Origin of the sequence: Tenacibaculum todarodis (assembly GCF_001889045.1) — a bacterium.
Lineage (GTDB): Bacteria > Bacteroidota > Bacteroidia > Flavobacteriales > Flavobacteriaceae > Polaribacter > Polaribacter todarodis.
Map to the genome: position 1 here is coordinate 2,121,459 of NZ_CP018155.1, position 23,189 is coordinate 2,144,647.

Here is a 23,189-nt window from a genome sequence, read left to right on the forward strand (position 1 = left end):
TTGAAATATTTGTTTGAGCTCTTTTTTTGAGGAACGAGGAAAAAAGCGAGTATTGAAAGCCTGACGGATTTGTAGTTTTTTGTGTAGAGAAACGAAGCAAAAAGCTATAAATGCGACACGCCCATATTTCGACTGCGCTCAATACAAGGAATTTTAGAAAAATGAGTATCTTTGTAGTTCAAAATTTTATAGAATATGTATCCAGAAGAATTAGTAAAACCAATGAGAGACGAGCTTATAAACGCTGGTTTTGACGCATTATATACCGCTGAAGACGTAGAAAACGCCTTAGCAAAAGAAGGAACAACTTTAGTAATGGTAAACTCTGTTTGTGGTTGTGCTGCAGGAACTGCAAGACCGGGAGCAATTGCTTCTTTAGGTGCAGGTAAATTTCCTACGCATTTAACTACTGTTTTTGCAGGTGTTGAGAAAGAATCTACAGCTAAGGCTCGTGAATATATGATTCCTTTTCCTCCATCTTCTCCAGCAATTGCGCTGTTTAAAGATGGTAATTTAGTACATATGTTAGAGCGTCACCACATTGAAGGTAGATCTGCGCAAATGATTGCTCAGAATTTAGCAGGTGCTTATGATGAGTTTTGTTAGTATTTAGAAACAAGACTTTTAGAGACAAGAAACAAGACTAAAAAACCACTCTTTCGAGTGGTTTTTTTATTTATGATAACATCATTTTTGCTTTTTTGATGGCTTCAATCATTACATCTATTTCTTCTCTAGTATTGTAAAAAGCAAAAGATGCTCTTACCGTTCCTGGTATTTTATAGAACTCCATTATTGGCTGTGCACAATGATGTCCTGTTCTTACAGCAACACCTAACTTGTCTAAAATTACACCAATATCATATGGATGAATTCCTTCTATGTTGAATGAAATTACAGATGTTTTATGTGTTGTTCCGTAAATTCTTAATCCGTCTATTTCTAATAATTTTTGGGTTCCATAAGCTAATAGGTAGTCTTCTTGTTGTTGAATGTTATCGAATCCAACAGAATTCATGTAGTCTAATGCTACTCCAAAAGCTATTCCACCACAAATATTTGGTGTTCCTGCTTCAAATTTATGTGGTAAACCTGCGTAGGTAGTTTTTTCGAACGTTACAGTTTCTATCATTTCTCCACCTCCTTGATATGGTGGTAACATTTTTAATAACTCTTCTTTTCCGTAAAGCAATCCAACTCCAGTTGGTCCACATATTTTATGCGCAGACGCTACATAAAAATCTACATCTAATTCTTGTACATCTGGTTTTATATGTGGTGTTGCTTGTGCTCCGTCAATTAAAACATAGGCGCCAAATTTATGCGCTGCATGTATAATTTCTTCAATTGGATTTATAGTTCCTAAAGCATTTGAAACGTGATTACAGAAAACCAATTTTGTTTTTCCGTTTAGTAATTCGTGATAATTATCCATGCGTAAAGAACCATCTTCGTCCATTGGAATTACCTTTAAAACAGCGCCAGTTTTTTCGCATAACATTTGCCAAGGCACAATATTAGAATGGTGTTCTAATGCAGAAACTATAATTTCATCTCCTTCTTCTAATAACTCAGAAAAACCAGATGCAACCATGTTTATTCCATGTGTTGTTCCTGTGGTAAAAATGATTTCGTATGAATGTTTTGCATTAAAATGTTGTTGAATTTTAATACGTGCTTCTTCATATTTATCGGTAGCTTCTTGACTTAAACTATGAACACCACGATGAATATTTGCATTGTAATTTGAATAATAATCTACAATTGCATCAATAACCACTTGTGGCGTTTGTGATGTTGCTCCATTATCAAAATACACTAAAGGCTTGTTATTTACCATTCTTTTAAGAATAGGGAAATCAGCACGAATTTTATCAACTTTAAACATAATACTAAATTATACAACAAAGATAAGGCATGCTTTTTACAACACCTACACAATAAATTATTTGTTACATTTACCTAACCAAACTACTACACATGAAAACTTTAAAACGAATTTTATTACTATTGGCTGTTTTACTTTTAATAGCCGTTTTTTACAATTACCCAAAGTTGAATATTTTAGCAGGTTATTCTGCAAAATATGCAAGTTCTTCGGTTTTTGTAGCTGATAGAACTTTGGAATTTACTGATAAAACTGACTTAGATTTTGCTCCAATTAATTTGGCTTCTGATGAAATTTCTACAGAAGAAAAATGGGCAAGATCATCTGCTTTTGGTTTATTAACAAGAAAAGCAATTTATAGAGAAGGTTTAGGTAGCGTTTTAATTACTGATGAAAGTGATTTAGAGAAAAATTCGTTAGTTCCTAAACGATTAACTCCCGATAATATTACTCCTTATCCGTATGGAAATGCAGCACAAAAAGATACTGTCTTCACAAATATTGATTACACTAAATTGAACGAAACTGTTACTTCAATTTTTAGTGATTCAACAAAAACAAGAGCGGTTGTTGTAATTTATAAAGACCAAATTATTGCTGAAAAATATGATACTGGTTTTGATAAAAACTCTAAAATATTAGGTTGGTCAATGACAAAAAGCATTACAGGAACTTTGGTTGGAATGCGTCAGTTTGAAGGGAAAATGAATGTGCAAAACAAGGCGCCAATAACAGCATGGCAAAATGATCCTAGAAAAGAAATTACCATTCATAATTTATTACAAATGAATAGTGGTTTGGAATGGGATGAAAATTACGATGAAATTTCTGACGCTACGCAAATGCTATTCCTTGATAAGGATATGACCAAAATGCAAGCTAAAAAACAATTTGTAGGAAAACCGGACGAAACTTGGAATTATTCATCAGGAACTACTAATGTGTTATCTGGAATATTGCGTGATAATTTTGCTACGCATCAAGAATATTTAGATTATTGGTACACAGCTTTGATTGATAAAATTGGTATGAATTCTATGCTTGTTGAAACCGATTTAAGCGGAAACTACGTTGGTTCTTCTTACGGTTGGGCAACACCAAGAGATTGGGCTAAATTAGGCTTGTTGTATCTTAAAAATGGAACTTGGAAAGGCGAACAATTGTTTGATAAAGATTGGGTAGATTACGCAACTACACCAACACCAACTTCAGATGGTTGGTATGGAGCTCAAATTTGGTTAAATGCCGGAAACAGATATCCTGATATACCAAAAAACATGTATTCTTTTAACGGTTACCAAGGACAAAATGTATTTATTTTACCAAATGAAGAATTGGTAATTGTTAGAATGGGATTAACTAAAAAAGCCGATGTGAATAGTTTTTTGAGTGGGATTTTAAAAAGTTTTAAATAATTATTATGAAGAAATGCTTGTGGTGCTTTAAAAATGAAAATGAAACACTTTTTATTAAAAAAGCTCATACAATTCCAAAATCTTTAGGTGGTCAAAACTATAATCAAAATGTTTGTGATGAGTGCAATGAATATTTTGGAACGAAGCATGAAAATATCTATTCAATTGAAGAGGCATTAAAAGAAGGGTTTAATATTACTCGCTATAGAATATTGTTATCGTCACCAAATAAAAGGAAAACAGGAGGATTTAAATCTCGTTTTTTTGAGATTAAAGAACGTAAAGGAAAGAAATCTGTACGATATAATAACTCATTTAAATTTAATTCAAATTTTCAAAAGGAATTATGTCGTTCATTTAAAAGAGGATTGTATAAAATGTTTTTTGAAGAACTTAATAGGCAAAAAAATATTGGTTATGAAGATAACTTTAATTTCATAAGAAATTTCGCCCGATATAATAAAGGTGATATACCTGTTTTTTATTTTAATAGACTATATGGAATTTTTATGTTAACTGAAAATGAAGCAGCAACACCTTTTTTATTGTTTGACAGAATGAAATATTTATTTTCAAACAAAAAATTTCAGGAAATTGAATTCTTAGGTCATGTTTTTGGTTTTCCAATATCAAGTTATGATGAAAATGAATTTAAAGAATATATAGAAAAATCCCTCAAAGAAAAAACAACTTTTTTCAAAGACATTACTTTAATTAAAAAGTTCACAGATATAGATTTTATACATAGTATTATGAATAAATAAAAAAACCGATACAGAAATGTATCGGTTTTTTGTTTTATAATGAAGTCTCGACTGCGCTTGACTTGACATTTTAATTTTGAAGATACTGAAACAAGTTCAGCATGACAAAAGTTATTGTCTATCCTCCAAAGTCATCAAAACGGATATTTTCGTCTGCAAGACCAAAATCTTCTCCCATTTTTTGTACTGCTTTGTTCATTAATGGTGGTCCACAGAAATATAATTCTAAATCTTCTGGTGATTCATGGTGATTTAAGTAGTTATCAATTACACAATTATGTATAAAACCTACAAAACCATCTCCTGCTTCATCATTAATATCTTTTTTGGTAGTCCAATTATCTGCTTCTGCAGGATCAGATAAAGCAATGTAAAATTTAAAGTTTGGAAAATCTTTTTCTAAAGCTCTAAAGTGTTCGATATAAAATAATTCTGCTTTAGAACGACCTCCGTACCAATAAGTTACTTTTCTACCTGTTTTTAATGTTCTAAATAAGTGATATAAGTGAGAACGCATTGGCGCCATACCTGCTCCACCTCCAACATATAACATTTCTGCATCAGATTCATTGATAAAGAATTCTCCATAAGGTCCAGAAATAACACACTTATCTCCTTTCTTTAAGTTGAATATGTACGAAGAAGCAATTCCTGGATTTACATCCATCCATCCACCTTTCACTCTATCAAAAGGAGGTGTTGCAATACGTACATTTAACATAATCTCTCTTCCTTCAGCAGGATAAGAAGCCATAGAATATGCTCTTTCTACAGTTTCTGTATTTTTCATTACTAATGGTCTTAAGCCAAATTTATTCCACTCAGCTTCAAACTTATCTGCTACATCATGCTCTTCTGGATGCGCTGTAATATCCATGTCAGCATAGTTTATTTCACAAGCTGGAATTTCAATTTGAATATATCCACCTGCTTTATAACCCATATCTTCTGGAATCTCAACAACAAACTCTTTAATAAAAGTTGCTACGTTATAATTTCTTACAACAACTGCATCCCATTTCTTAATTCCAAAAATTTCTTCTGGAATAGAAATGTCCATGTCTTGTTTTACTTTTACCTGACAAGATAAACGAACACCATGTGCTAATTCTTTACGAGTAAAGTGAGGTGTTTCTGTTGGTAGAGCTTCACCTCCACCAGAGTTTACGTGACATTCACATTGAATACATGTTCCACCTCCACCACAAGCTGATGGTAAAAATATTTTTTCGTTACCTAAAGTGGTTAATAAAGAACCTCCTGAAGCAACTTCAATAGTTCTTTCTCCATTAATAGTAATTTTTACCGGTCCAGATGGCGATAATTTTTGCTTTACAAAAAGTAACAACGCTACTAATAATAAGGTAACTACTAAAAAGGCTCCTACTGTAGCTCCAATAATTCCAAAGTCAATTGCTCCTATCATTATTTAATTTCTTTAGTGTTAACAGCTACTTCTTCTTTAACTTCTTTAGTAGCTTCTTCTATTTTTTTCTCTTCAACCGTTTTTTCGATTGCTGTTTTATCTTCAGCTTTTGCTTCTTCTTCTCCACCTGTTAACATTCCACCGAAACTCATAAAACCAATTGCCATTAAACCTGTAACAATAAACGTAATTCCTAAACCTCTTAAAGGCGCTGGAATGTTAGAGTATCTAATTTTTTCACGAATTGCTGCAATAGCTAAAATTGCTAAAAACCATCCAATTCCTGATCCAACTCCGTACGTTAATGCCAAACCTAAAGTTGGTATCTCACGAGATTGCATAAATAAACTTCCTCCTAAAATTGCACAGTTTACAGCAATTAATGGTAAGAAAATACCTAATGAATTGTATAATGATGGTGAAAATTTTTCAACAATAATTTCTACTAATTGTACCATTGTTGCAATGGTTGCAATAAATAAAATAAATGAAAGGAAACTTAAATCGTATGCTGCATATTCTGCACCTAACCATTTTAAAGCTCCTGGTTGTAATATATATTGATCTAATAACCAGTTTAACGGTACTGTTACCATTAATACAAAGATTACTGCGGCTCCTAAACCTACAGCCGTAGTTACTTTTTTAGATACAGCAAGGTAAGAACACATTCCTAAGAAAGTGGCAAATACCATGTTGTCTATAAAAATCGACTTGAAAAATAATTCTAAATGTTCCATAATATTTTTTAGTTTTCTTCGATTAATGCTTCGTTTCTACTACGTTGAATCCAAATAATAATTCCAACTACAATTAACGCCATTGGAGCTAATAACATAAATCCGTTATTTTCATATCCTAAAGCATATAATCCAGTTTTTTCAATTGGATCTCCTAAAACTTTAAATCCTAATAAAGTACCAGAACCTAATAATTCTCTAAAGAATCCTACCAAAATTAAAATTACACCGTAACCAACTGCATTTCCAATTCCGTCTAAGAAAGAACGCCAAGGTCCGTTTGCTAAAGCGAAAGCTTCAAAACGTCCCATAATAATACAGTTTGTAATAATTAGTCCGATAAAAGCACCTAAGGTTTTACTTAAATCATAAGCAACCGCCTTTAATACTAAATCTACTATAATTACTAAAGTAGCAACAACAATAAGTTGCGCAATAATTCTAATTTTTGAAGGAATAATGTTTCTCATTAAAGAGATAACAACGTTTCCTACTCCCATTACAAACAGCACTGAAACCGCCATTACAATAGAAGCTTTTAATTCTGCAGTAATTGCTAATGCAGAACAAATACCTAATACTTGAATAGTAATTGGATTGTTATCTGCAAATGGATCTGTGATTAATGCTGCGTCTTTTTTTGATAAAAGTCCCATATTAATTTGTTTTTAATGTTTTAAAGTAAGGTACATATTTTTTCAACTCAGACTTAATCATTGCTGAAACTCCATCACCAGTAATTGTTGCACCGGCAATTGCATCTACTTCGTTATCTGTTTTATCTATATTCTTTGGATCGTTGTTGGATTTTGAAATTGCAATTCCTTTGAAATTACCATCTTTCTTTAAATTTTCTCCAATAAAATCATCCATAAAGAAACGTAGTTTAATGTTTGCACCTAAACCTGCTGTTTCTCCTTTATGATCAAAATAGGCTCCTTGAATAACCATATTTTCGTCCATACCAACATAAGCCCAAACTGCATCCCAAAGACCTTTACCTCTAATTGGTGCGATGTAAAATGTTTTACCATCTTTCTCTCCAATAAACAAAGGTAGCTTTCTTTCTTTCCCTTCTTTTTCTGCTGTTTGTTGCTTTTTAACATCAATTAAATACGCATTTTCGTCTTCGGTAGTTTTATTTCCTTGAATTACTAATTGCTTTGTAATGTATTTAGAAAATTCTCCAGCTACTTTATCTTTAGAAACAAAGATTGCGCTAGATTCATCATTTTCATTTACACCCATTGCGTATAAAATATTCTGTTGTTTTTCTATACGTTTGTTTTCATCAATTGTTGGTTTCAACGATGATGCTAAAAACGCTAATAATGATCCTACTACTATTACCATTCCTGTGGCAAAAAGTAGTGTATATAAATTACTATCTGTTCTCTTACTCATAACTAGGCAGTTTTAACTTTAGCACGTTTTAATCTCTTTTTTACATTTCCTTGAACCACATAATGATCAATGGTTGGTGCAAATACATTCATTAATAGAATTGCAAGCATTACTCCTTCTGGATATGCTGGATTGAAAACACGAATCATAATAGATATAAAACCGATTAAGAAACCGTAAATCCATTTTCCTTTATTGGTTTGCGATGCTGTTACAGGATCTGTTGCCATATACACTGCTCCAAATGCAAAACCTCCAATTAATAAATGTTTCCAGAAATCTAAACTCATTAATCCGTAGAACTTACTTGTTTCACCAATCCAACCCATTTCTACAACTTGGTTGAATACAAAGCCCATTACTAAAGCTCCGATTACTGCTGATAACATTATTCTCCAACTTCCAATTTTAGTGAAAATTAAAAATAACGCTCCAAGTAATATTAGTAAGGTGGATGTTTCACCAACCGAACCTGGAATAAATCCGAAGAACATATCCCAATTAGAAAAACTTGATTGTGCATTCTGAGCTAAACTACCTAACATAGTTTCACCTGAAATTGCATCTGCCGTTCCTGTTAATTCTCTTGCGTCTGCTACCCAAACTTTATCTCCAGACATCCAAGTTGGATATGCAAAGAATAAGAATGCTCTAATAGTTAAAGCTGGATTTAAAATATTCATTCCTGTTCCTCCAAAAACTTCTTTACCAATTACAACACCAAAGATTACGGCTACTGCCAACATCCAAAGTGGTAAATCTATTGGTACAATTAATGGAACTAACATTCCTGTTACTAAATATCCTTCTTCTACTTCGTGTCCTTTAATTACCGCGAAGATAAATTCTACTATTAAACCAACTCCATACGATACAATTACTAATGGTAAAATTTTAGCTGCTCCGATAAGTAAATTATCTAAGTTCCAAAAGTTTCCACTAAAGAAAGACATTCCTTCAGTAAAACCATTAATTGCTGCGTTGTGTTGGTAACCTGCGTTAAACATACCAAAGATTAAACAAGGTACCAATGCCATAATTACTATGTTCATTGTACGCTTTAAATCGTCAGCTGCTTTTATATGAGTTCCGTTATGAGTGATCTCATTTGGTAAGTATAAAAAGGTATGGATTGCATTAAATGCAGGTGCCATTTTGGTTCCTTTATACTTCTCTTTTAAATTATGTAAATTTTGTTTTAAGCCCATATTATCCTAATTCTTCTCTCATTAAATCTAACCCTTCTCTGATTATTTTTTGGTGAGGTTGTTTTGATACACAAATAAACTCAGTCAATGCAAAATCTTCTGGCGCTACTTCATAGGCACCTAAAGCTTCCATTTCATCTAAATCTTTATACATACAAGCTTTTAAAAGTTGCATTGGATAAATATCTAAAGGAAAAACTTCTTCGTAAGATCCTGTTACTACAAATGCTCTATGTTCACCATTTGTATTGGTATTTAGATCATATTTTTTCTTTGGAGTTAACCAAGAAAAAGTAAATGCTCTTGAAGTTGAAATCTTATTAAAAATTGGCTTATTCCATCCAAATAATTCATAATCATTTCCTTCTGGAATTGCTGTAATTTGAGTGTCGTAATATCCTAAGAAATTATCTTGAGAAACTTGCGTTCCACTTAATACATTTCCGCTAATAATACGTTCATTATCGGTATCTAAATTACCTTTTACAATGTCACCAATATTTGCTCCTGCTAATACAGTTACATAATGTGGTTTGTTAAATTTAGAACCTGTTAATGCTACCGTTCTTGTTGCGTTGAATTTTCCTGTTAAGAATAATTCACCTATTACAACTAAATCTTGCGGATTAACAACCCAAACAACTTCTCCTTTGTTTATAGGACTTACTTTAGCAATTTGCGTACTAACGTTTCCTACAGGATGCGGTCCAGAAACTTGGTGTACTTCAACTCCTTTAGCAGATGCTAATGGCGAATTTGAAGAACCTACAGCAACATGCACTTTACCCGTTGTTAACTTTGTTAACGCAGTTAAAGCTGTTTGTAACTCTGCTTCTTTACCTTTTAAAGTATAGTCTAAATCTCCCGCTAACGGCGCACTTGCGTGTCCTGAAACAAAAATTGCTTTTGGTGCTTGATTTGGATTTGCAACAACATCATAAGGACGTTGTTTAACAAAAGGCCAACAACCAGAAGCAAATAAATGATTTTTAACCTCCTCAGCAGACATTGCGTCTACATTAGCTGTTCCAAAATCCTTATAATCTTGCTTACTATCTGCAGTAATTTTGATGGTTAATACTTTTCTTCTTTCTCCACGTATTATCTCAGAAATTTTACCACTTACCGGACTTGGAAATAAAATACGTTCATCACTTTTATCATAAAAAAGTGCTTCACCTGCTTTTACTTCTGTTCCTTCTTTTGCTAAAATCTTAGGGATAACTCCATGAAATTCTTCGGGATTTACTGCATAAACACTACCTAAAGAAAGTTTGGTAGTTGTTTGTTCTGCATCACCGACAAGCTTAATATCTAAGCCTTTTTTAATTCGAATGTCTTTTGACATAGTCAAGTTTAACTTTTAGTTATCTTAAAAACACGCAAATTTACTGATTTTGTAAATTTTGGGTAAATATTTGCTTTCTTATCTTTAAATAAAAACTTTATTTATATTCGTTCTAAATAAATAGATTTTAGTTTGGCGTATATTTTGATACATTTGTAAATATGATAAAGAATTGCATCCTTTCTTTTTTTCTATTGATGTTGAGCTTAACTCAAGCCCAAAATATAAAAACTATTCAACTACGTCCCTTGGGCGAAAATCAGTTTTCTGCAATTGTTCCTTTGGGATCTGTTTTAGAATTATCTTTTGATGATTTAGACGCTGACAGTAAAGAATATCAATACAAAATAGAACATATGACTCCCGATTGGGAGCCTAGTAATTTAATTGCCAATCAATATATAAATGGATTTGAACAAAATTACATTTCTAATGTTTCAAATTCATTTAACACATTGCAAAACTACTCACATTATTCAGTACAAATTCCTAATCAAAGCACCTTAATTACCAAAAGTGGCAATTATTTATTATCTGTTTTAGATGAATATGATGAGATACTCTTTACACGAAGATTTGTCTTTTATGAAAATACGACAACTGTTGGAGTTGCAGTATATAGAAGTAGAGACACTAAAACAATAAACGAACAGCAAACCATACAATTCTCAATAAATTATCCTGGAATACGAATAAATAATCCTTCTCAAGAGATAAGTGTTTCTCTTATACAAAACAACAATTGGAACACTGCTATAAATAATTTACAACCTCAATTTTTAAGACCAAATCAACTTTTGTACAAGTACACAAGAGAGACTAATTTTTGGGGCGGAAACGAATATTTACATTTCGATAATAAATACATTAGAAACACCAGTTTAAATATTGCTAAGACGGAACAAAAAGAGATTTTCCACAACTATTTATATATTGACGAACCTAGGGCGGAAAATATTTACACCTACAATCCAGACATAAACGGACAATTTGTTGTGCGAACTTTAGACGGAAAAAACCCAGAAACTGAAGCAGATTACGCAATGTTACATTTTGCTCTCGAAGCTTTAGAACCTTATAAAAACAAAGATGTTTATGTATTTGGTGCTTTCAATAATTTTGAATTGAATACTGAAAACAAAATGACCTACAATAAAGAAGCTAAGTTTTATGAAGCTGAAATTGCTTTGAAACAAGGTTTTTACAATTACAGTTATGCAACTATAAATGAAAACGGAATTGTAGATTTATCTGAAATTGATGGCTCTTTTTATCAGACAGAAAATGAATATACAGTAATTGTTTACTACAAACCTTTTGGAGAAATTTACCATAGAGTTATTGGCGTAGGTAACGGTTTTTTTGATCAAAATAAGTAAAACTATTACCACAACTTTACACATCTTCCAGTTTAAAACTTGCACTACTCAAACAAAACCATTATTTTTATTCAATGGTTACAAAAATAACAAATGGCATTCAAATTTCTGTAAAGACTACTTACGACGGTACAATCCATCGTAACGATATAACTTACCATGCTTTTAGTTATTATATTTCTATTGTAAACAAATCTAAAGATACTGTACAATTAACAGAACGCTTCTGGAACATTTACGACTCTTTAAATGACCCTGATTTTGTTAAAGGAGAAGGTGTAATTGGACAAACACCAACATTATTACCAAATGATGAATACACCTATAAATCTAACTGTTTTTTACAATCTACAGCAGGTTCTATGAAAGGGTTTTACAAAATGATTAACCAAGAAAATAGTGATGAATTTTTAGTAGCAATACCAACCTTTCAACTTACAACTACACCACAACTCAACTAAATGGCTAAGAGTAAAAAACTTATTGAGATTAAAGATCCTGAATGTTTAAACTGTAGCTATCCTTTTTCTGGTTATGAAGTTTTTTGCCCAGAATGTGGTCAAAAAAATAAAGGTAACAAACTTACATTTGGTAGTTTTATAAAAGAAGTTTTTAATGGTTTTGTCTCTTGGGATGCAAAGTTTTGGACAACCATCTTTCCACTTTTATTTAAACCAGGTAAGGTTTCTAAAGATTATATTGAAGGGAAAAGACAGCGTTATTCTAATCCGTTTCGTTTTTATTTAACGGTTTCCATTTTATTCTTTTTAATAATTGGTTTAACTAACAGTTATCAGAGATTACAAGATTTAAAAAGCGGTAAGAGCTCGAGTATAATGCAAGGGAAAAATTTTACCTTTAACAAAAACGGCATAAAAGCAGAAAATAATGATGTTAATTTAGACTCTGTTAAAAGCCAAGTTTTTAAACAAATAGAGAAAGAAGAAAACAGAAAAGATTCACTTACTCGATTAGTAGAAAACCACACTATATCTGAAGAAAAAAAAGACTCTATATTAGGCTACAACAATAATGGAATAAACTTTGGTTTTGGCGATTCTAATCAAATGGGAAGATACATGTTGTTTCATAAAAAAAACCCTTCCGCTTCGCCAGATCAAGCGTTAGATAGTTTAAAAATTGAAAAAACATTTGCTAATAGATTTTGGTATTCTAGAGCGGGTTTTATGAATAAGATGATGAGTGACAGTGAAACAAGTACTAATTTCTACAAACAAATGCTTTCGTATGCTTCTATTGCTTTGTTTATTTTACTACCAATGTTTACGCTATTTTTAAGAATAATTTATGTGCGTAGAAAATTCACTTATATAGAACATTTAGTATTTGTATTTCATGTACAAACCGTATTTTTCTTACTCTTTTCAATCTTTTATTTAATAAGTTTTGCCAACAATGCAGAAAATGCAATTCCACTATTTTTAGGATTATTTCTTATCTACCTTTTTATAGCAATGAAAAGGTTTTATAAACAAGGATTTTTCAAGACATTTTTTAAATTTATGTTAGCCAATTTCGCATATATAATTCTAGCTTCTTTAGGTATGGTTGCTATTTCTTTTATTGCGTTTGCACTATCTTAAACCAACAAATCTTTATAAGTCATTTTTACTAAATAATTTTCTTTTATTACTGAAGTAACACTCACTGTTTCTACAAACGGTCGTTTCATTTTTAGCGAAGTTCCAACATCTCCTTTTGTTTCATCTTGATGAAATTCTAAAATATTCGCCTGCTGAAAATCAACTTGTTCACTCAACCAATCTGCAAACCAATTTTTACGAGATTGCTTCATTTCTTCCGTATATAAAGTTGAAGAAGACCAAATATGTGGTTCTTGTGTTAGTTGCTTGAAATGCTTTTGAGTTCCATCCCAAACCAATTCAAAGGTTTGTAAACTTGTATTCCAATCTACCAAAACAATGGTAAACGGTTCAATATCTACAAAATCATAATCAGTTATAAAAGCTACAGCATCATTAGAAATTAAAATTTCTTTTACAATTACACCTCTACTTAACCTGTAATATTTATTACGTTCATGTTTTGTAAATCCGCCATTTAGTAAGCAAACTAATCTATTTTTTTCACTTAAACCAATCCAAGTTCCCCCAGCTAATTCATCTTTCGGAAAGGTTAATTCCACACCATTTTCATCATATTTTTTAGGCGGAATGGTTGTTCGGATCGGACTTTCATCTCTATTAGAAGTCAATATAAAATTGTTATTTCCCAAAGGGAGATAGGTAACTGTACACATATACTAAAAGGGTATTTAAAGTTGTATAAAAATTGTAACTTTGTATTTCAAATTTAATATAAATTCACAAACAACATACAAAATGGCAAGAGGATTTTTTAACGTTCCAAAAGCAGTAAACGAGCCTGTAAAAGGCTATGCTCCAGGATCTCCAGAAAGAGAAGAATTATTAGCTACCTACAAAACAATGTTTAACAGCAATATTGATGTGCCAATGCACATTAATGGCGAAGAAGTTAGAACAGGAAACACTAAAAACATAACTCCACCACACGATCATAAACATGTTGTTGGGCAATATCATACAGCAGATAAATCTCATGTAGACACTGCAATTTCTACTGCATTAGCCGCAAGAGAAGCTTGGTCTTCTGTTTCTTGGATGGAAAGAGCTTCAATTTTCTTAAAAGCTGCAGAATTATTAGCAGGACCTTATAGAGCAAAAATGAATGCTGCAACAATGATTGCACAATCTAAAAACGTACACCAAGCAGAAATTGATGCTGCTTGTGAAATGATCGATTTCTTCCGTTTTAATGTACAATACATGACGGATATTTTTAAAGATCAACCAGCATCTGCACCAGGAATTTGGAACCGAGTTGAATATAGACCATTAGAAGGATTTGTATATGCAATTTCTCCATTTAACTTTACATCTATTGCCGCAAATTTACCTGCATCTGCAGCGTTAATGGGTAATGTTGTTGTTTGGAAACCATCTGATCACCAAGCATATTCTGCACAAGTAATTGTAGATTTATTTAAAGAAGCTGGTTTACCAGACGGTGTAATAAACGTTGTTTACGGAGATCCAGTTATGATTTCTGACACTGTTTTATCGCACGCAGATTTCTCTGGATTACACTTTACAGGTTCTACATTTGTATTTAAAGAATTATGGAAACAAATTGGTAACAACATTCACACATACAAAACGTACCCAAGAATTGTAGGAGAAACTGGTGGAAAAGATTTTATCTGGGCACACAACTCTGCAAACCCTTTACAAATTGCAACAGCAATTACAAGAGGTGCATTTGAATATCAAGGCCAAAAATGTTCTGCAGCTTCACGTGCTTACATTCCTACTTCAATTTGGAGCGATGTAAAGAAACACTTAGTTGCACAAACAAATGAATTAAAAATGGGCTCTCCAGCAGATCCATCTAACTTTGTAAATGCAGTAATACACGAAGGTTCTTTCGATAAAATTGCAAAATATATTGATCTTGCGAAAGCAGACAAAGATGCCGAAGTTATTATTGGTGGTAATTACGATAAATCTGTAGGTTACTTTATTGAACCAACAGTGATTTTAGCAAAATCACCAACATTTGCAACTATGACAACAGAGTTATTTGGACCAGTTATGACTATCTATTTATACGAAGATTCAGAATGGGAAGCTTCATTAAAATTAGTTGATGAATCTACAGAATACGCATTAACAGGAGCCGTTTTATCTACAGACAGATACATTGTTGAAAAAGCTTCTAAAGCTTTAGAAAACGCTGCAGGAAACTTCTATATTAACGACAAACCAACTGGAGCAGTTGTGGGTCAGCAACCATTTGGAGGTGCAAGAGCATCTGGAACAAATGACAAAGCAGGTTCTGCACAAAACTTATTACGTTGGACATCTGTTCGTTTAATTAAAGAAACATTTGTAACACCAACAGACTATAAATATCCTTTTTTAGGGTAAACTATTGTCATTCTGAACTTGTTTCAGAATCTATATAATTTTAAAAAGCAATCTCACTTGAGGTTGCTTTTTTGTTTGAAGCTATTTCCTGCTTTTCACTATATCTTTTTTTCGTTCCTCAAAAAAGGATGTCGTTGCAATCAGGGCTAAACTTGTTTGTGAGCTAATCTTAGTATTTTACTTCAAATCATTTCTAAATTTATTTCAGTAAATTTGAGTTTTTGAACATAAAAACCACTTAATATTTTGAATCAACTTAAGACAATAACCAAGTTAAAGACACTTATTTTGTTAAATATTTTCTTTTTTCTGTTTAGTGTTTTTATTTTTAGCAATCTTAGAATTTTAGGAAATATAGCAAGTGCTAGAGATTTAATTCAATTTTTTTCTGCGGTTTCTGTGGTTCTTTTTATAATAACAATAGTTAAGAAATATAAAATATCATGGATTATTACAAGTGCAATTCCAGCTATTATATTTGGGATAGTTGCACTTTCTGAAACTCTATAACATTCATAAATTTAACTATTAAAGTTTTCTTTTTCAACCTTCAAAAACCAACAAAAAAATTACATTTCTAATATCTTGTTTTAGGTTACCTTTGCATAAAAAATAAATATGCAGTTTTCTGATTTACCTTTACACGAAACCATCTTAAGAGCAATTGCTCAAGAAAATTACAGAACAGCAACACCTGTTCAAGAAAAGGCAATTCCGTTAGTATTGGCTAAAAAAGATGTAATTGTTTCTGCACAAACAGGTTCTGGTAAAACTGCTGCATTTGCGTTGCCTATTATTCAAATGTTATTAGACGGGCAAAATTCAGAAAAAAAGAAAAAGAGAATTAAAGCCTTAGTAGTAAGTCCAACAAGGGAATTAGCGTTACAAATAGAGGAAAATTTTAAAAACTACAGCAAATTTACGGACTTAAAAACTACCACTGTTTATGGTGGCGTTTCTTTAAATCCGCAAAAAGAAGCTTTAAAAGAAGGTGTAGATATTTTAATTGCAACTCCAGGTAGGCTAATCGATTTACACATGCAAGAGCAAGTAGATTTACGTTCTCTAAAAATGTTTGTTTTAGATGAAGCCGATTTAATGTTAGACATGGGTTTCATTAATGATGTTAAAAAAATTGAAAGCTACTGTCCTCAAAAAAAGCAAACTTTATTATTTTCTGCAACCATGCCAGAGAAAATTGTAGCACTGGCAAACAGAACATTAATTAATCCTGAAAAAGTAGAAATTAATCCTGAGAATACAACCGCAAAAACTATAGGTCAGTTATTGTATCGTCTTCCAAAGAAAAACAAAACCGATTTGTGTTTACACTTATTAAGAAACACTATAAACGGGAAAATATTAATTTTTAGACGTACTAAATTTGGTGTAGATAAGTTAGAGCAAACCTTATTAAAAAACGATTATAAAGTTGGAAGTATTCATGGAGATAAATCGCAAATATTGCGTAATCAAGCAATTGAAGACTTCAAAAACAAAAAAACACATATTTTAGTAGCTACAGATGTTGCTGCTCGTGGAATTGACATCAGTAAAATTGACGCTGTTTTAAATTTTGATATTCCAAATGTACCTGAAACCTATGTTCACAGAATTGGTAGAACAGGACGTGCAGGAAAATCTGGAATTGCTTTTTCATTCTGTAGTCCAGATGAAGATGCATACATCAACCTTATTGAAGAATTATTAGGTAGACCAATAAAACAAGTAGACGATCATCCCTATCCATTAGTACAACCAAAGAACAAAAAACCGAGTAATACGATCAGTAAACATAAGAAAAGTAGAAAATCTGCTAATTCTAAAAAGAATAAAAAACGCTGGTATTAAGCTTTAAACTTCATTCCTAAATGCACCACTTTTTTGGTTTCAAAGAAATCTTCTTCAAAGAAATCTGGTAAATCATAAATAGTTGCAGAAGTATATTTTTCTAGCTCTTCCGTTAAATCGCCACCTTTTAAATACAAAATTCCGTTTTTTAAATCGTGATTTTGTTTTTTAGCAATTTTACCTTTATTCCAACGAACAAAAGTTTCCATTTGTGCAACGGCTCTACTTACAATAAAGTCGTACGTATCTTTAACCTCTTCTACTCTACCATGCGTAGTTTTTACGTTTTCCAAACCTAAACCAGCAACAACTTCGTTTACTACTTTTATCTTTTTTCCAATAGAATCTACCAAATGAAACTGAACTTCAGGAAATAAAATGGCTAACGGAACTCCAGGAAAACCACCTCCAGTACCAACATCCATAACTTTTGCACCCGGTTTAAACTGCATCACTTTTGCAATTCCTAAAGAATGTAAAACGTGGCGTAAGTATAATTCATCAATATCTTTTCTAGAAACAACATTAATTTTCAAGTTCCAGTCCTCATATAACTCTTGTAATTTAGAAAACTGCTCAATTTGAGTTGCTGTTAATTCTGTAAAATATTTCTGTATAATTTCCATAAATAAAATAATAAGTTGCAAAAATAGTTATACTTAACAAACAATTAGCAACAAAAACTGACGTTTATCATATAAAGCAACCACAAAAAGCATAAATTTGTAAATTATATACAATACAAATGAAAACAATAAACTTTTCGAGAGTAGATAAAGCTAAATTCTTTAGAACTCTAAACAAAAGAGTAAATACATATTTTAAAGAACATAATATAAAACGAACAGGAAACTGGAAACTATACACTAAAGCAATCTTAATGTTTGCAATTTTCTTAGTTCCATTCATTTTAATTTTAACTATTGACATGTCTCAATGGATTAAATTAGCATTGACTGTTTTAATGGGAATTGGAATGGCTGGTGTCGGTATGAATGTTATGCACGATGCTAATCACGAGTCTTTTTCTAAAAGAAAATGGGTGAATAAATTAATGGGAAGCAGCATTTATATTTTAGCTGGTAATGTGTATAACTGGAAAGTACAACACAACGTTTTACACCATACATTTACCAACGTAAAAGACCATGATGAAGACATTGATGCAGGAAGAATTATTCGTTTTTCGCAACATTCTAAATGGTTTCCTATTCATAAACTTCAAAAATATTACTCTATATTTTTATACGGATTATTAACTATAAACTGGGCAATTACAACAGATATAAAGCAAATGCACAGTTATTTAAAACGTAAATTATCTTACGGAAAATTTCCAAATCCAGCTACAGAATGGACAAAATTAGTAATTTCTAAAATTGTGTATTACGCATTTTGGATTGTTTTACCAATTGCAGTTTTAGATGTTGCTTGGTGGAAAGTTTTAATAGGATTTTTTGTAATGCATTATACTGCTGGTATGATTTTAAGCCTTGTTTTTCAACTTGCGCATATTGTTCCAAATACAGAAATGCCACTTCCGGATAAAGACGGAAATTTAGAACACACTTGGGCAGTCCACCAATTATATACAACATCTAACTTTGCTCCTAGCAACAGATTGGTAAACTTCTATACAGGAGGTTTAAATCATCAAGTTGAACATCATATTTTTCCACACATTTCTCACGTACATTATGGCAAATTGGCTAAAATTGTAAAAGAAACAGCAAAAGAATTTAACTTGCCTTATAATGAGTACAAAACTATGAGAAAAGCAATTGTAGAGCACTTTAAACATCTTGCAGCATTAGGAAAACAACCACAAACCGCATAAATTATTATTACAAAAATGGCACATCCATTATCTGATCGAATTAACAATTTACCAACTTCTCAAACTTTAGCAATGGCGGCAAAAGCCCGCGAACTAAAAGCAGAAGGAAAAGACATTATTAGCTTAAGTTTAGGAGAACCAGACTTTAATACTCCAGATTTTATTAAAGACGCAGCAATTGAAGCTATTAATCAGGACTATAACTCTTACACACCAGTTGATGGTTATGTTGAATTGAAAGAGGCTATTTGCACAAAATTTAAAAGAGATAACGATTTAGAATATCAACCAAATCAAATTGTTGTTTCTACAGGAGCAAAACAATCTATTGCAAACATTGCACAAGTGTTGTTAAATCCAGGAGATGACGTTTTATTACCCGCTCCGTATTGGGTAAGTTATTCTGCTATTGCAACCTTAAGTGAAGCTAATTTTATAGAAATTCCTTCTTCAATTGAAAGTGATTTTAAAATTACGCCTGCACAATTAGAAGCTGCAATTACACCAAAGACAAAAATGATTTTCTTCAACTCGCCAAATAACCCGAGTGGAAGTATTTATTCTGAATCAGAATATAGAGCATTAGCTGAAGTATTAAAAAAGCATCCGCAGATTTATATTTTATCTGATGAAATTTATGAACACATAAATTATGGTGAAAAACCTTTCAGTTTTGCTAAAATTGAAGGAATGTTTGACCGTACAATTACTGTAAACGGATTGGCAAAAGCATTTGCTATGACAGGTTGGAGAATTGGATATATTGGCGCTCCACAATGGATTGCTAAGGCTTGTACAAAAATGCAAGGTCAGATTACATCTGGAACAAATTGTATTGCTCAACGCGCTGCAATTACAGCTGTTTTAGCACCCGTTGAAAAAGTCCAATATATGGTAGACGAGTTTAAATCTCGTAGAAATATTGTATTAGATTTACTTGGTAAAATAGACGGACTTAAAATAAATGTTCCTGAAGGAGCTTTTTATGTTTTTCCTGATGTTTCTTCATTCTTCGGAAAAACTATCCGCAATAAGAAAGTAGAAAATGCTACAGATTTTTCTATGTTATTATTAGAAGAAGCTAACGTTGCTACGGTAACTGGAGACGCATTTGGTGCACCAAATTGTATCCGAATGTCTTATGCTGCTTCTGAGTTACAACTTAGAGAAGCTATAAAAAGAATTAAAGAAGTATTGTCTTAGAAAGAAATTAAGACCAAGACTACAAAAAACAACGACACTTGCAAACTTGTTGCCAAAGAGCAACAAGTTGCTGCGTTGTATTTCTTTATATTACTTTTAAATCCAGATAAAGATCTTGAACGGATAGAACGTACATTATTACGTATTTCTTGTTTATAACTGGAAGTTAAAATTCCTCTTTCTTCGATTGATGTGTTTGATAAAGTTTTCATACTATTTAGTTTAATTGATTACATCTGTTAGACGACATCAAAAACAAAATGTTACAAGAATATTTCAAGTATACGTTGAAAAACAAGCTATAAATCAATCGATTATCAATAAGAATGGTTTACACAAACCCCCTTAAAAATATTAAAAAAATTTCAAAATTTTATTTAGAAACTCAATTTTGAATACTTTTTAAATCGCTTTTTCTTCAACTTTTTAAGAAATAATGCTTTTTTATCATAGTCAATTAACGCTTTTCCACTTTCTAGAATGTCTGCACCAATAATTCCATGAACTTCTTTGGCATTATGTTGTGTTAGAGCAGTATTTACATGCGTTAAATCGAACAGTACTAAATGACAACTATCAGTTTTCCATTTTCCTATTTTTAAGGTGTTGTTTTCAGATTTTTGAGTTTCCATTCCTGTTGCTCCAGCTCCAGCAGCTTTTATTTCACTTTCTTCAGAAATCAGGTTAAAATGTTCAATTAAATCTAAACCAACGCAAGAATTAGAAGCGCCAGTATCTAAAATAAAACGTCCTTTAACACCGTTAATTTTTGCCTCCAATTCTAAATGATTGGTAACAATTTTTTTCAGTTTAATTTTAATAAATTTCTTTTTTCGTAAGACTTTTTTCAGACTTTTCATTTCAGTACTTTTGTTACACAAAGATAGCCAAAAATGATTACAGATACGCACACACATTTATATTCAGAACAATTTGATGAAGATAGAAAGACAATGATGCAACGCGCAAAAGAAGCTGGTGTTTCTCGCTTTTTTATTCCAGCTATAGACAGTTCTTACACAGAAAGTATGCTTACTTTAGAACAAGAATATCCAAATGATGTGTTTTTAATGATGGGTTTGCATCCAACTTCTGTAAAAGAAAATTACAAAGAAGAATTAGCGTTAGTTAAAGAATGGATTGACAAGCGCAACTTTTTTGCCATTGGAGAAATTGGTATCGATTTGTATTGGGATAAAACCTTTTTACCACAACAGCAAGAAGCTTTTAGAACACAAATACAATGGGCTAAAGAGAAAAAATTGCCAATTGTAATTCATTGCAGAGATGCTTTCGATGAAATTTTTGAAGTTTTAGAAACCGAAAAAAGTGATGATTTATTCGGAATTTTTCATTGTTTTACAGGAACTTTAGAACAAGCCGAGAAAGCAATTTCCTACAATATGAAATTAGGTATTGGTGGAGTTGCAACCTTTAAAAACGGAAGGATTGATAAGTTTTTGAATCAAATTGATATAAAACAGATAGTTTTAGAAACAGATTCGCCCTATTTAGCGCCAACTCCATACAGAGGAAAACGCAACGAAAGCTCGTATATAACTCAAGTTGTAGATAAATTAGTTGATATTTATGGTTTAACTTTCGAGGAGATTTCTAAAATTACTACGCAGAATTCTAAAGATATATTTAATGCCTAAAAGAAGACATTTTGAGACGCTTGATGCCTTACGATTCTTCGCTTTTTTCGTAGTATTTTTATCACATTGTCCATTAAAAGAAATTCCGTACTTAAACTATTTTTCAAAAAGTGGTGGTATTGGTGTTTCTTTCTTTTTTGTCTTGAGTGGCTTTTTAATCAGTTATATTTTATTGTTTGAAAAACAGCAAAAAGAAATTAACCTAAAGAACTTTTTTGCAAGAAGAATGTTAAGAATCTGGCCGCTGTTTTATGGACTTATTCTATTTGCATGGGCAACACCCTATTTATTAGATTTTTTAAACCTTTCTTATTCAAGTGAAGGTTATAACCCAAATTGGTTTTCTTCAATTTTATTTTTAGAAAACTACCAAATGATGTTACAAAACTCATTTCCAAATGTTTCTCCTTTAGGAGTAATGTGGTCTGTTTGTATTGAAGAGCATTTTTATATTATTTGGGGAATTTTGTTTTATACAGTAGCAATTAAAAATATTCCTAAATTAATAATTGGTTCAATAATAATAGCTAACATTTTTAGGCTTGTATACCATAATCTTTCAATAGAGTTTATTGATGTTTTTACAAATTTAGATTTATTTGCATATGGTGCAATTCCAGCCTATTTAATTATAAAAAAGCCAGAAATCTTTAGTTATTTTGAAAAATTAAACCCTCTTATAAAACATAGTTTTGTAGTAATTACAATTGCAACTGTTGTAATTATTAGTAATAATAATTTTCCATATTGGGAGTTGTATGCAACTACAGTTTTAGGTGTTTTATTTACCATTTTACTAGTTTTTACTATCTTAAAAACCAATAAGCTGTTTATTTCAAATAATTCTATTTTTAGTAAATTAGGAAAATACACTTATGGTTTATACTTACATCACACCATTTTTATTAAATTAACATTCCGAACTATAGACAAGTTTATAATAATTGAAAGTGCAATTTTAAGGAATATAACAATAAGTCTATTCGCTTTAATACTGTCAATTATAGTAAGTATTATATCATTTTATCTATTTGAAAACCAATTTATAAAACTTAAAAAGTATTTTTACAAAAGTTGAG

The 23,189-nt window shown here is 31.5% G+C and carries 23 protein-coding genes; 12 read left to right on the forward strand and 11 right to left on the reverse strand.

Annotated features, from left to right (window positions below):
- The first annotated feature begins 195 nt into the window (after positions 1 to 195).
- Entirely contained in the window at positions 196 to 606 is a 411-nt protein-coding gene (locus LPB136_RS09670) for a BrxA/BrxB family bacilliredoxin (protein WP_072556129.1), read from the forward strand.
- Between the two features lie 70 nt (positions 607 to 676).
- Here LPB136_RS09670 and LPB136_RS09675 read toward each other — a convergent pair whose 3' ends face one another.
- Entirely contained in the window at positions 677 to 1,888 is a 1,212-nt protein-coding gene (locus LPB136_RS09675) for an aminotransferase class V-fold PLP-dependent enzyme (RefSeq protein ID WP_072556130.1), read from the reverse strand.
- 92 nt (positions 1,889 to 1,980) lie between these two features.
- On the opposite strand from LPB136_RS09675, the gene LPB136_RS09680 reads away from it, so the two are divergent.
- Positions 1,981 to 3,303: a serine hydrolase domain-containing protein gene (locus LPB136_RS09680; protein ID WP_072556131.1), complete on the forward strand. Its 1,323-nt coding sequence runs from the start codon at positions 1,981 to 1,983 to the stop codon at positions 3,301 to 3,303.
- Positions 3,304 to 3,308: 5 nt separating this feature from the next.
- Entirely contained in the window at positions 3,309 to 4,067 is a 759-nt protein-coding gene (locus LPB136_RS09685) for an HNH endonuclease (protein ID WP_072556132.1), read from the forward strand.
- Between the two features lie 118 nt (positions 4,068 to 4,185).
- On the opposite strand, the gene nqrF is transcribed toward LPB136_RS09685, so the two are convergent.
- The 6 genes from nqrF to LPB136_RS09715 are packed head-to-tail and all read right to left on the reverse strand — an operon-like array spanning position 4,186 to position 10,193.
- A complete protein-coding gene (gene nqrF / locus LPB136_RS09690; RefSeq protein WP_204218318.1) occupies positions 4,186 to 5,493 on the reverse strand; it encodes an NADH:ubiquinone reductase (Na(+)-transporting) subunit F in 1,308 nt (435 codons plus the stop codon).
- Complete coding sequence (nqrE, locus tag LPB136_RS09695) at positions 5,493 to 6,233, reverse strand: NADH:ubiquinone reductase (Na(+)-transporting) subunit E (protein ID WP_072556134.1); 741 nt, start codon at positions 6,231 to 6,233, stop codon at positions 5,493 to 5,495. The genes nqrF and nqrE overlap by 1 nt, the downstream gene beginning before the upstream one ends.
- 8 nt (positions 6,234 to 6,241) lie before the next feature.
- Complete coding sequence (locus LPB136_RS09700) at positions 6,242 to 6,889, reverse strand: NADH:ubiquinone reductase (Na(+)-transporting) subunit D (protein ID WP_072556135.1); 648 nt, start codon at positions 6,887 to 6,889, stop codon at positions 6,242 to 6,244.
- Position 6,890: 1 nt separating this feature from the next.
- The gene (locus LPB136_RS09705; RefSeq protein ID WP_072556136.1) at positions 6,891 to 7,637 is read right to left on the reverse strand and encodes a Na(+)-translocating NADH-quinone reductase subunit C; all 747 of its coding nucleotides are present in this window, start codon (positions 7,635 to 7,637) and stop codon (positions 6,891 to 6,893) included.
- Between the two features lie 2 nt (positions 7,638 to 7,639).
- Positions 7,640 to 8,845 (reverse strand): NADH:ubiquinone reductase (Na(+)-transporting) subunit B, encoded by a 1,206-nt coding sequence (locus tag LPB136_RS09710; RefSeq protein WP_072556137.1) that lies wholly within the window; start codon positions 8,843 to 8,845, stop codon positions 7,640 to 7,642.
- Position 8,846: 1 nt separating this feature from the next.
- Positions 8,847 to 10,193 (reverse strand): Na(+)-translocating NADH-quinone reductase subunit A, encoded by a 1,347-nt coding sequence (locus LPB136_RS09715; RefSeq protein ID WP_072556138.1) that lies wholly within the window; start codon positions 10,191 to 10,193, stop codon positions 8,847 to 8,849.
- Positions 10,194 to 10,354: 161 nt separating this feature from the next.
- On the opposite strand from LPB136_RS09715, the gene LPB136_RS09720 reads away from it, so the two are divergent.
- The 3 genes from LPB136_RS09720 (at position 10,355) to LPB136_RS09730 (ending at position 13,176) form a co-directional block, all read left to right on the forward strand.
- Complete coding sequence (locus LPB136_RS09720) at positions 10,355 to 11,572, forward strand: type IX secretion system plug protein (RefSeq protein ID WP_204218320.1); 1,218 nt, start codon at positions 10,355 to 10,357, stop codon at positions 11,570 to 11,572.
- 74 nt (positions 11,573 to 11,646) lie between these two features.
- Entirely contained in the window at positions 11,647 to 12,033 is a 387-nt protein-coding gene (gene apaG, locus LPB136_RS09725; RefSeq protein WP_072556140.1) for a Co2+/Mg2+ efflux protein ApaG, read from the forward strand.
- Positions 12,034 to 13,176, forward strand: coding sequence for a DUF3667 domain-containing protein (locus LPB136_RS09730; RefSeq protein WP_072556141.1), 1,143 nt, complete (start codon positions 12,034 to 12,036; stop codon positions 13,174 to 13,176).
- Here LPB136_RS09730 and LPB136_RS09735 read toward each other — a convergent pair.
- Positions 13,173 to 13,853: an NRDE family protein gene (locus LPB136_RS09735; RefSeq protein ID WP_072556142.1), complete on the reverse strand. Its 681-nt coding sequence runs from the start codon at positions 13,851 to 13,853 to the stop codon at positions 13,173 to 13,175. The genes LPB136_RS09730 and LPB136_RS09735 overlap by 4 nt on opposite strands.
- An 82-nt stretch (positions 13,854 to 13,935) precedes the next feature.
- Here LPB136_RS09735 and pruA point away from each other — a divergent pair, with 82 nt between their 5' ends.
- Both pruA and LPB136_RS09750 read left to right on the forward strand, forming a co-directional pair.
- Positions 13,936 to 15,561, forward strand: a complete 1,626-nt coding sequence (gene pruA / locus LPB136_RS09740) for an L-glutamate gamma-semialdehyde dehydrogenase (protein ID WP_072556143.1) — start codon at positions 13,936 to 13,938, stop codon at positions 15,559 to 15,561.
- 618 nt (positions 15,562 to 16,179) lie between these two features.
- Positions 16,180 to 17,412: a DEAD/DEAH box helicase gene (locus LPB136_RS09750; protein WP_072556145.1), complete on the forward strand. Its 1,233-nt coding sequence runs from the start codon at positions 16,180 to 16,182 to the stop codon at positions 17,410 to 17,412.
- Here the strand turns inward: LPB136_RS09750 and rsmG are convergent.
- Positions 17,409 to 18,038 carry a 16S rRNA (guanine(527)-N(7))-methyltransferase RsmG gene (rsmG, locus tag LPB136_RS09755; protein ID WP_072556146.1) on the reverse strand — a complete coding sequence of 210 codons (630 nt, stop codon included), beginning with the start codon at positions 18,036 to 18,038 and terminating at the stop codon, positions 17,409 to 17,411. The two genes, LPB136_RS09750 and rsmG, sit on opposite strands and share 4 nt — an antisense overlap.
- Positions 18,039 to 18,157: 119 nt before the next feature.
- Between rsmG and LPB136_RS09760 the strand changes: the two genes are divergently transcribed.
- Together LPB136_RS09760 and LPB136_RS09765 are read left to right on the forward strand one after the other, a co-directional pair.
- Positions 18,158 to 19,249, forward strand: coding sequence for a fatty acid desaturase family protein (locus LPB136_RS09760; RefSeq protein ID WP_072556147.1), 1,092 nt, complete (start codon positions 18,158 to 18,160; stop codon positions 19,247 to 19,249).
- 15 nt (positions 19,250 to 19,264) lie between these two features.
- Positions 19,265 to 20,452, forward strand: coding sequence for a pyridoxal phosphate-dependent aminotransferase (locus LPB136_RS09765; RefSeq protein ID WP_204218322.1), 1,188 nt, complete (start codon positions 19,265 to 19,267; stop codon positions 20,450 to 20,452).
- On the opposite strand, the gene LPB136_RS09770 is transcribed toward LPB136_RS09765, so the two are convergent.
- Positions 20,449 to 20,664 carry a hypothetical protein gene (locus tag LPB136_RS09770; protein WP_072556148.1) on the reverse strand — a complete coding sequence of 72 codons (216 nt, stop codon included), beginning with the start codon at positions 20,662 to 20,664 and terminating at the stop codon, positions 20,449 to 20,451. The two genes, LPB136_RS09765 and LPB136_RS09770, sit on opposite strands and share 4 nt — an antisense overlap.
- A gap of 165 nt (positions 20,665 to 20,829) precedes the next feature.
- Positions 20,830 to 21,312, reverse strand: coding sequence for a retropepsin-like aspartic protease (locus LPB136_RS09775; RefSeq protein WP_072556149.1), 483 nt, complete (start codon positions 21,310 to 21,312; stop codon positions 20,830 to 20,832).
- A 33-nt stretch (positions 21,313 to 21,345) separates the two neighbouring features.
- Between LPB136_RS09775 and LPB136_RS09780 the strand changes: the two genes are divergently transcribed.
- Complete coding sequence (locus tag LPB136_RS09780) at positions 21,346 to 22,110, forward strand: TatD family hydrolase (protein WP_072556150.1); 765 nt, start codon at positions 21,346 to 21,348, stop codon at positions 22,108 to 22,110.
- Positions 22,103 to 23,188, forward strand: coding sequence for an acyltransferase family protein (locus tag LPB136_RS09785; protein WP_072556151.1), 1,086 nt, complete (start codon positions 22,103 to 22,105; stop codon positions 23,186 to 23,188). The genes LPB136_RS09780 and LPB136_RS09785 overlap by 8 nt, the downstream gene beginning before the upstream one ends.
- Position 23,189: the final 1 nt, after the last annotated feature.

Coding starts and splice junctions, on each gene's coding strand:
- LPB136_RS09670 (WP_072556129.1), top strand. CDS start 196: ATGTATCCAGAAGAATTAGTAAAACCAATGAGAGACGAGCTTATAAAC.
- LPB136_RS09675 (WP_072556130.1), bottom strand. CDS start 1,888: ATGTTTAAAGTTGATAAAATTCGTGCTGATTTCCCTATTCTTAAAAGA.
- LPB136_RS09680 (WP_072556131.1), top strand. CDS start 1,981: ATGAAAACTTTAAAACGAATTTTATTACTATTGGCTGTTTTACTTTTA.
- LPB136_RS09685 (WP_072556132.1), top strand. CDS start 3,309: ATGAAGAAATGCTTGTGGTGCTTTAAAAATGAAAATGAAACACTTTTT.
- nqrF (WP_204218318.1), bottom strand. CDS start 5,493: ATGATAGGAGCAATTGACTTTGGAATTATTGGAGCTACAGTAGGAGCC.
- nqrE (WP_072556134.1), bottom strand. CDS start 6,233: ATGGAACATTTAGAATTATTTTTCAAGTCGATTTTTATAGACAACATG.
- LPB136_RS09700 (WP_072556135.1), bottom strand. CDS start 6,889: ATGGGACTTTTATCAAAAAAAGACGCAGCATTAATCACAGATCCATTT.
- LPB136_RS09705 (WP_072556136.1), bottom strand. CDS start 7,637: ATGAGTAAGAGAACAGATAGTAATTTATATACACTACTTTTTGCCACA.
- LPB136_RS09710 (WP_072556137.1), bottom strand. CDS start 8,845: ATGGGCTTAAAACAAAATTTACATAATTTAAAAGAGAAGTATAAAGGA.
- LPB136_RS09715 (WP_072556138.1), bottom strand. CDS start 10,193: ATGTCAAAAGACATTCGAATTAAAAAAGGCTTAGATATTAAGCTTGTC.
- LPB136_RS09720 (WP_204218320.1), top strand. CDS start 10,355: ATGATAAAGAATTGCATCCTTTCTTTTTTTCTATTGATGTTGAGCTTA.
- apaG (WP_072556140.1), top strand. CDS start 11,647: ATGGTTACAAAAATAACAAATGGCATTCAAATTTCTGTAAAGACTACT.
- LPB136_RS09730 (WP_072556141.1), top strand. CDS start 12,034: ATGGCTAAGAGTAAAAAACTTATTGAGATTAAAGATCCTGAATGTTTA.
- LPB136_RS09735 (WP_072556142.1), bottom strand. CDS start 13,853: ATGTGTACAGTTACCTATCTCCCTTTGGGAAATAACAATTTTATATTG.
- pruA (WP_072556143.1), top strand. CDS start 13,936: ATGGCAAGAGGATTTTTTAACGTTCCAAAAGCAGTAAACGAGCCTGTA.
- LPB136_RS09750 (WP_072556145.1), top strand. CDS start 16,180: ATGCAGTTTTCTGATTTACCTTTACACGAAACCATCTTAAGAGCAATT.
- rsmG (WP_072556146.1), bottom strand. CDS start 18,038: ATGGAAATTATACAGAAATATTTTACAGAATTAACAGCAACTCAAATT.
- LPB136_RS09760 (WP_072556147.1), top strand. CDS start 18,158: ATGAAAACAATAAACTTTTCGAGAGTAGATAAAGCTAAATTCTTTAGA.
- LPB136_RS09765 (WP_204218322.1), top strand. CDS start 19,265: ATGGCACATCCATTATCTGATCGAATTAACAATTTACCAACTTCTCAA.
- LPB136_RS09770 (WP_072556148.1), bottom strand. CDS start 20,664: ATGAAAACTTTATCAAACACATCAATCGAAGAAAGAGGAATTTTAACT.
- LPB136_RS09775 (WP_072556149.1), bottom strand. CDS start 21,312: ATGAAAAGTCTGAAAAAAGTCTTACGAAAAAAGAAATTTATTAAAATT.
- LPB136_RS09780 (WP_072556150.1), top strand. CDS start 21,346: ATGATTACAGATACGCACACACATTTATATTCAGAACAATTTGATGAA.
- LPB136_RS09785 (WP_072556151.1), top strand. CDS start 22,103: ATGCCTAAAAGAAGACATTTTGAGACGCTTGATGCCTTACGATTCTTC.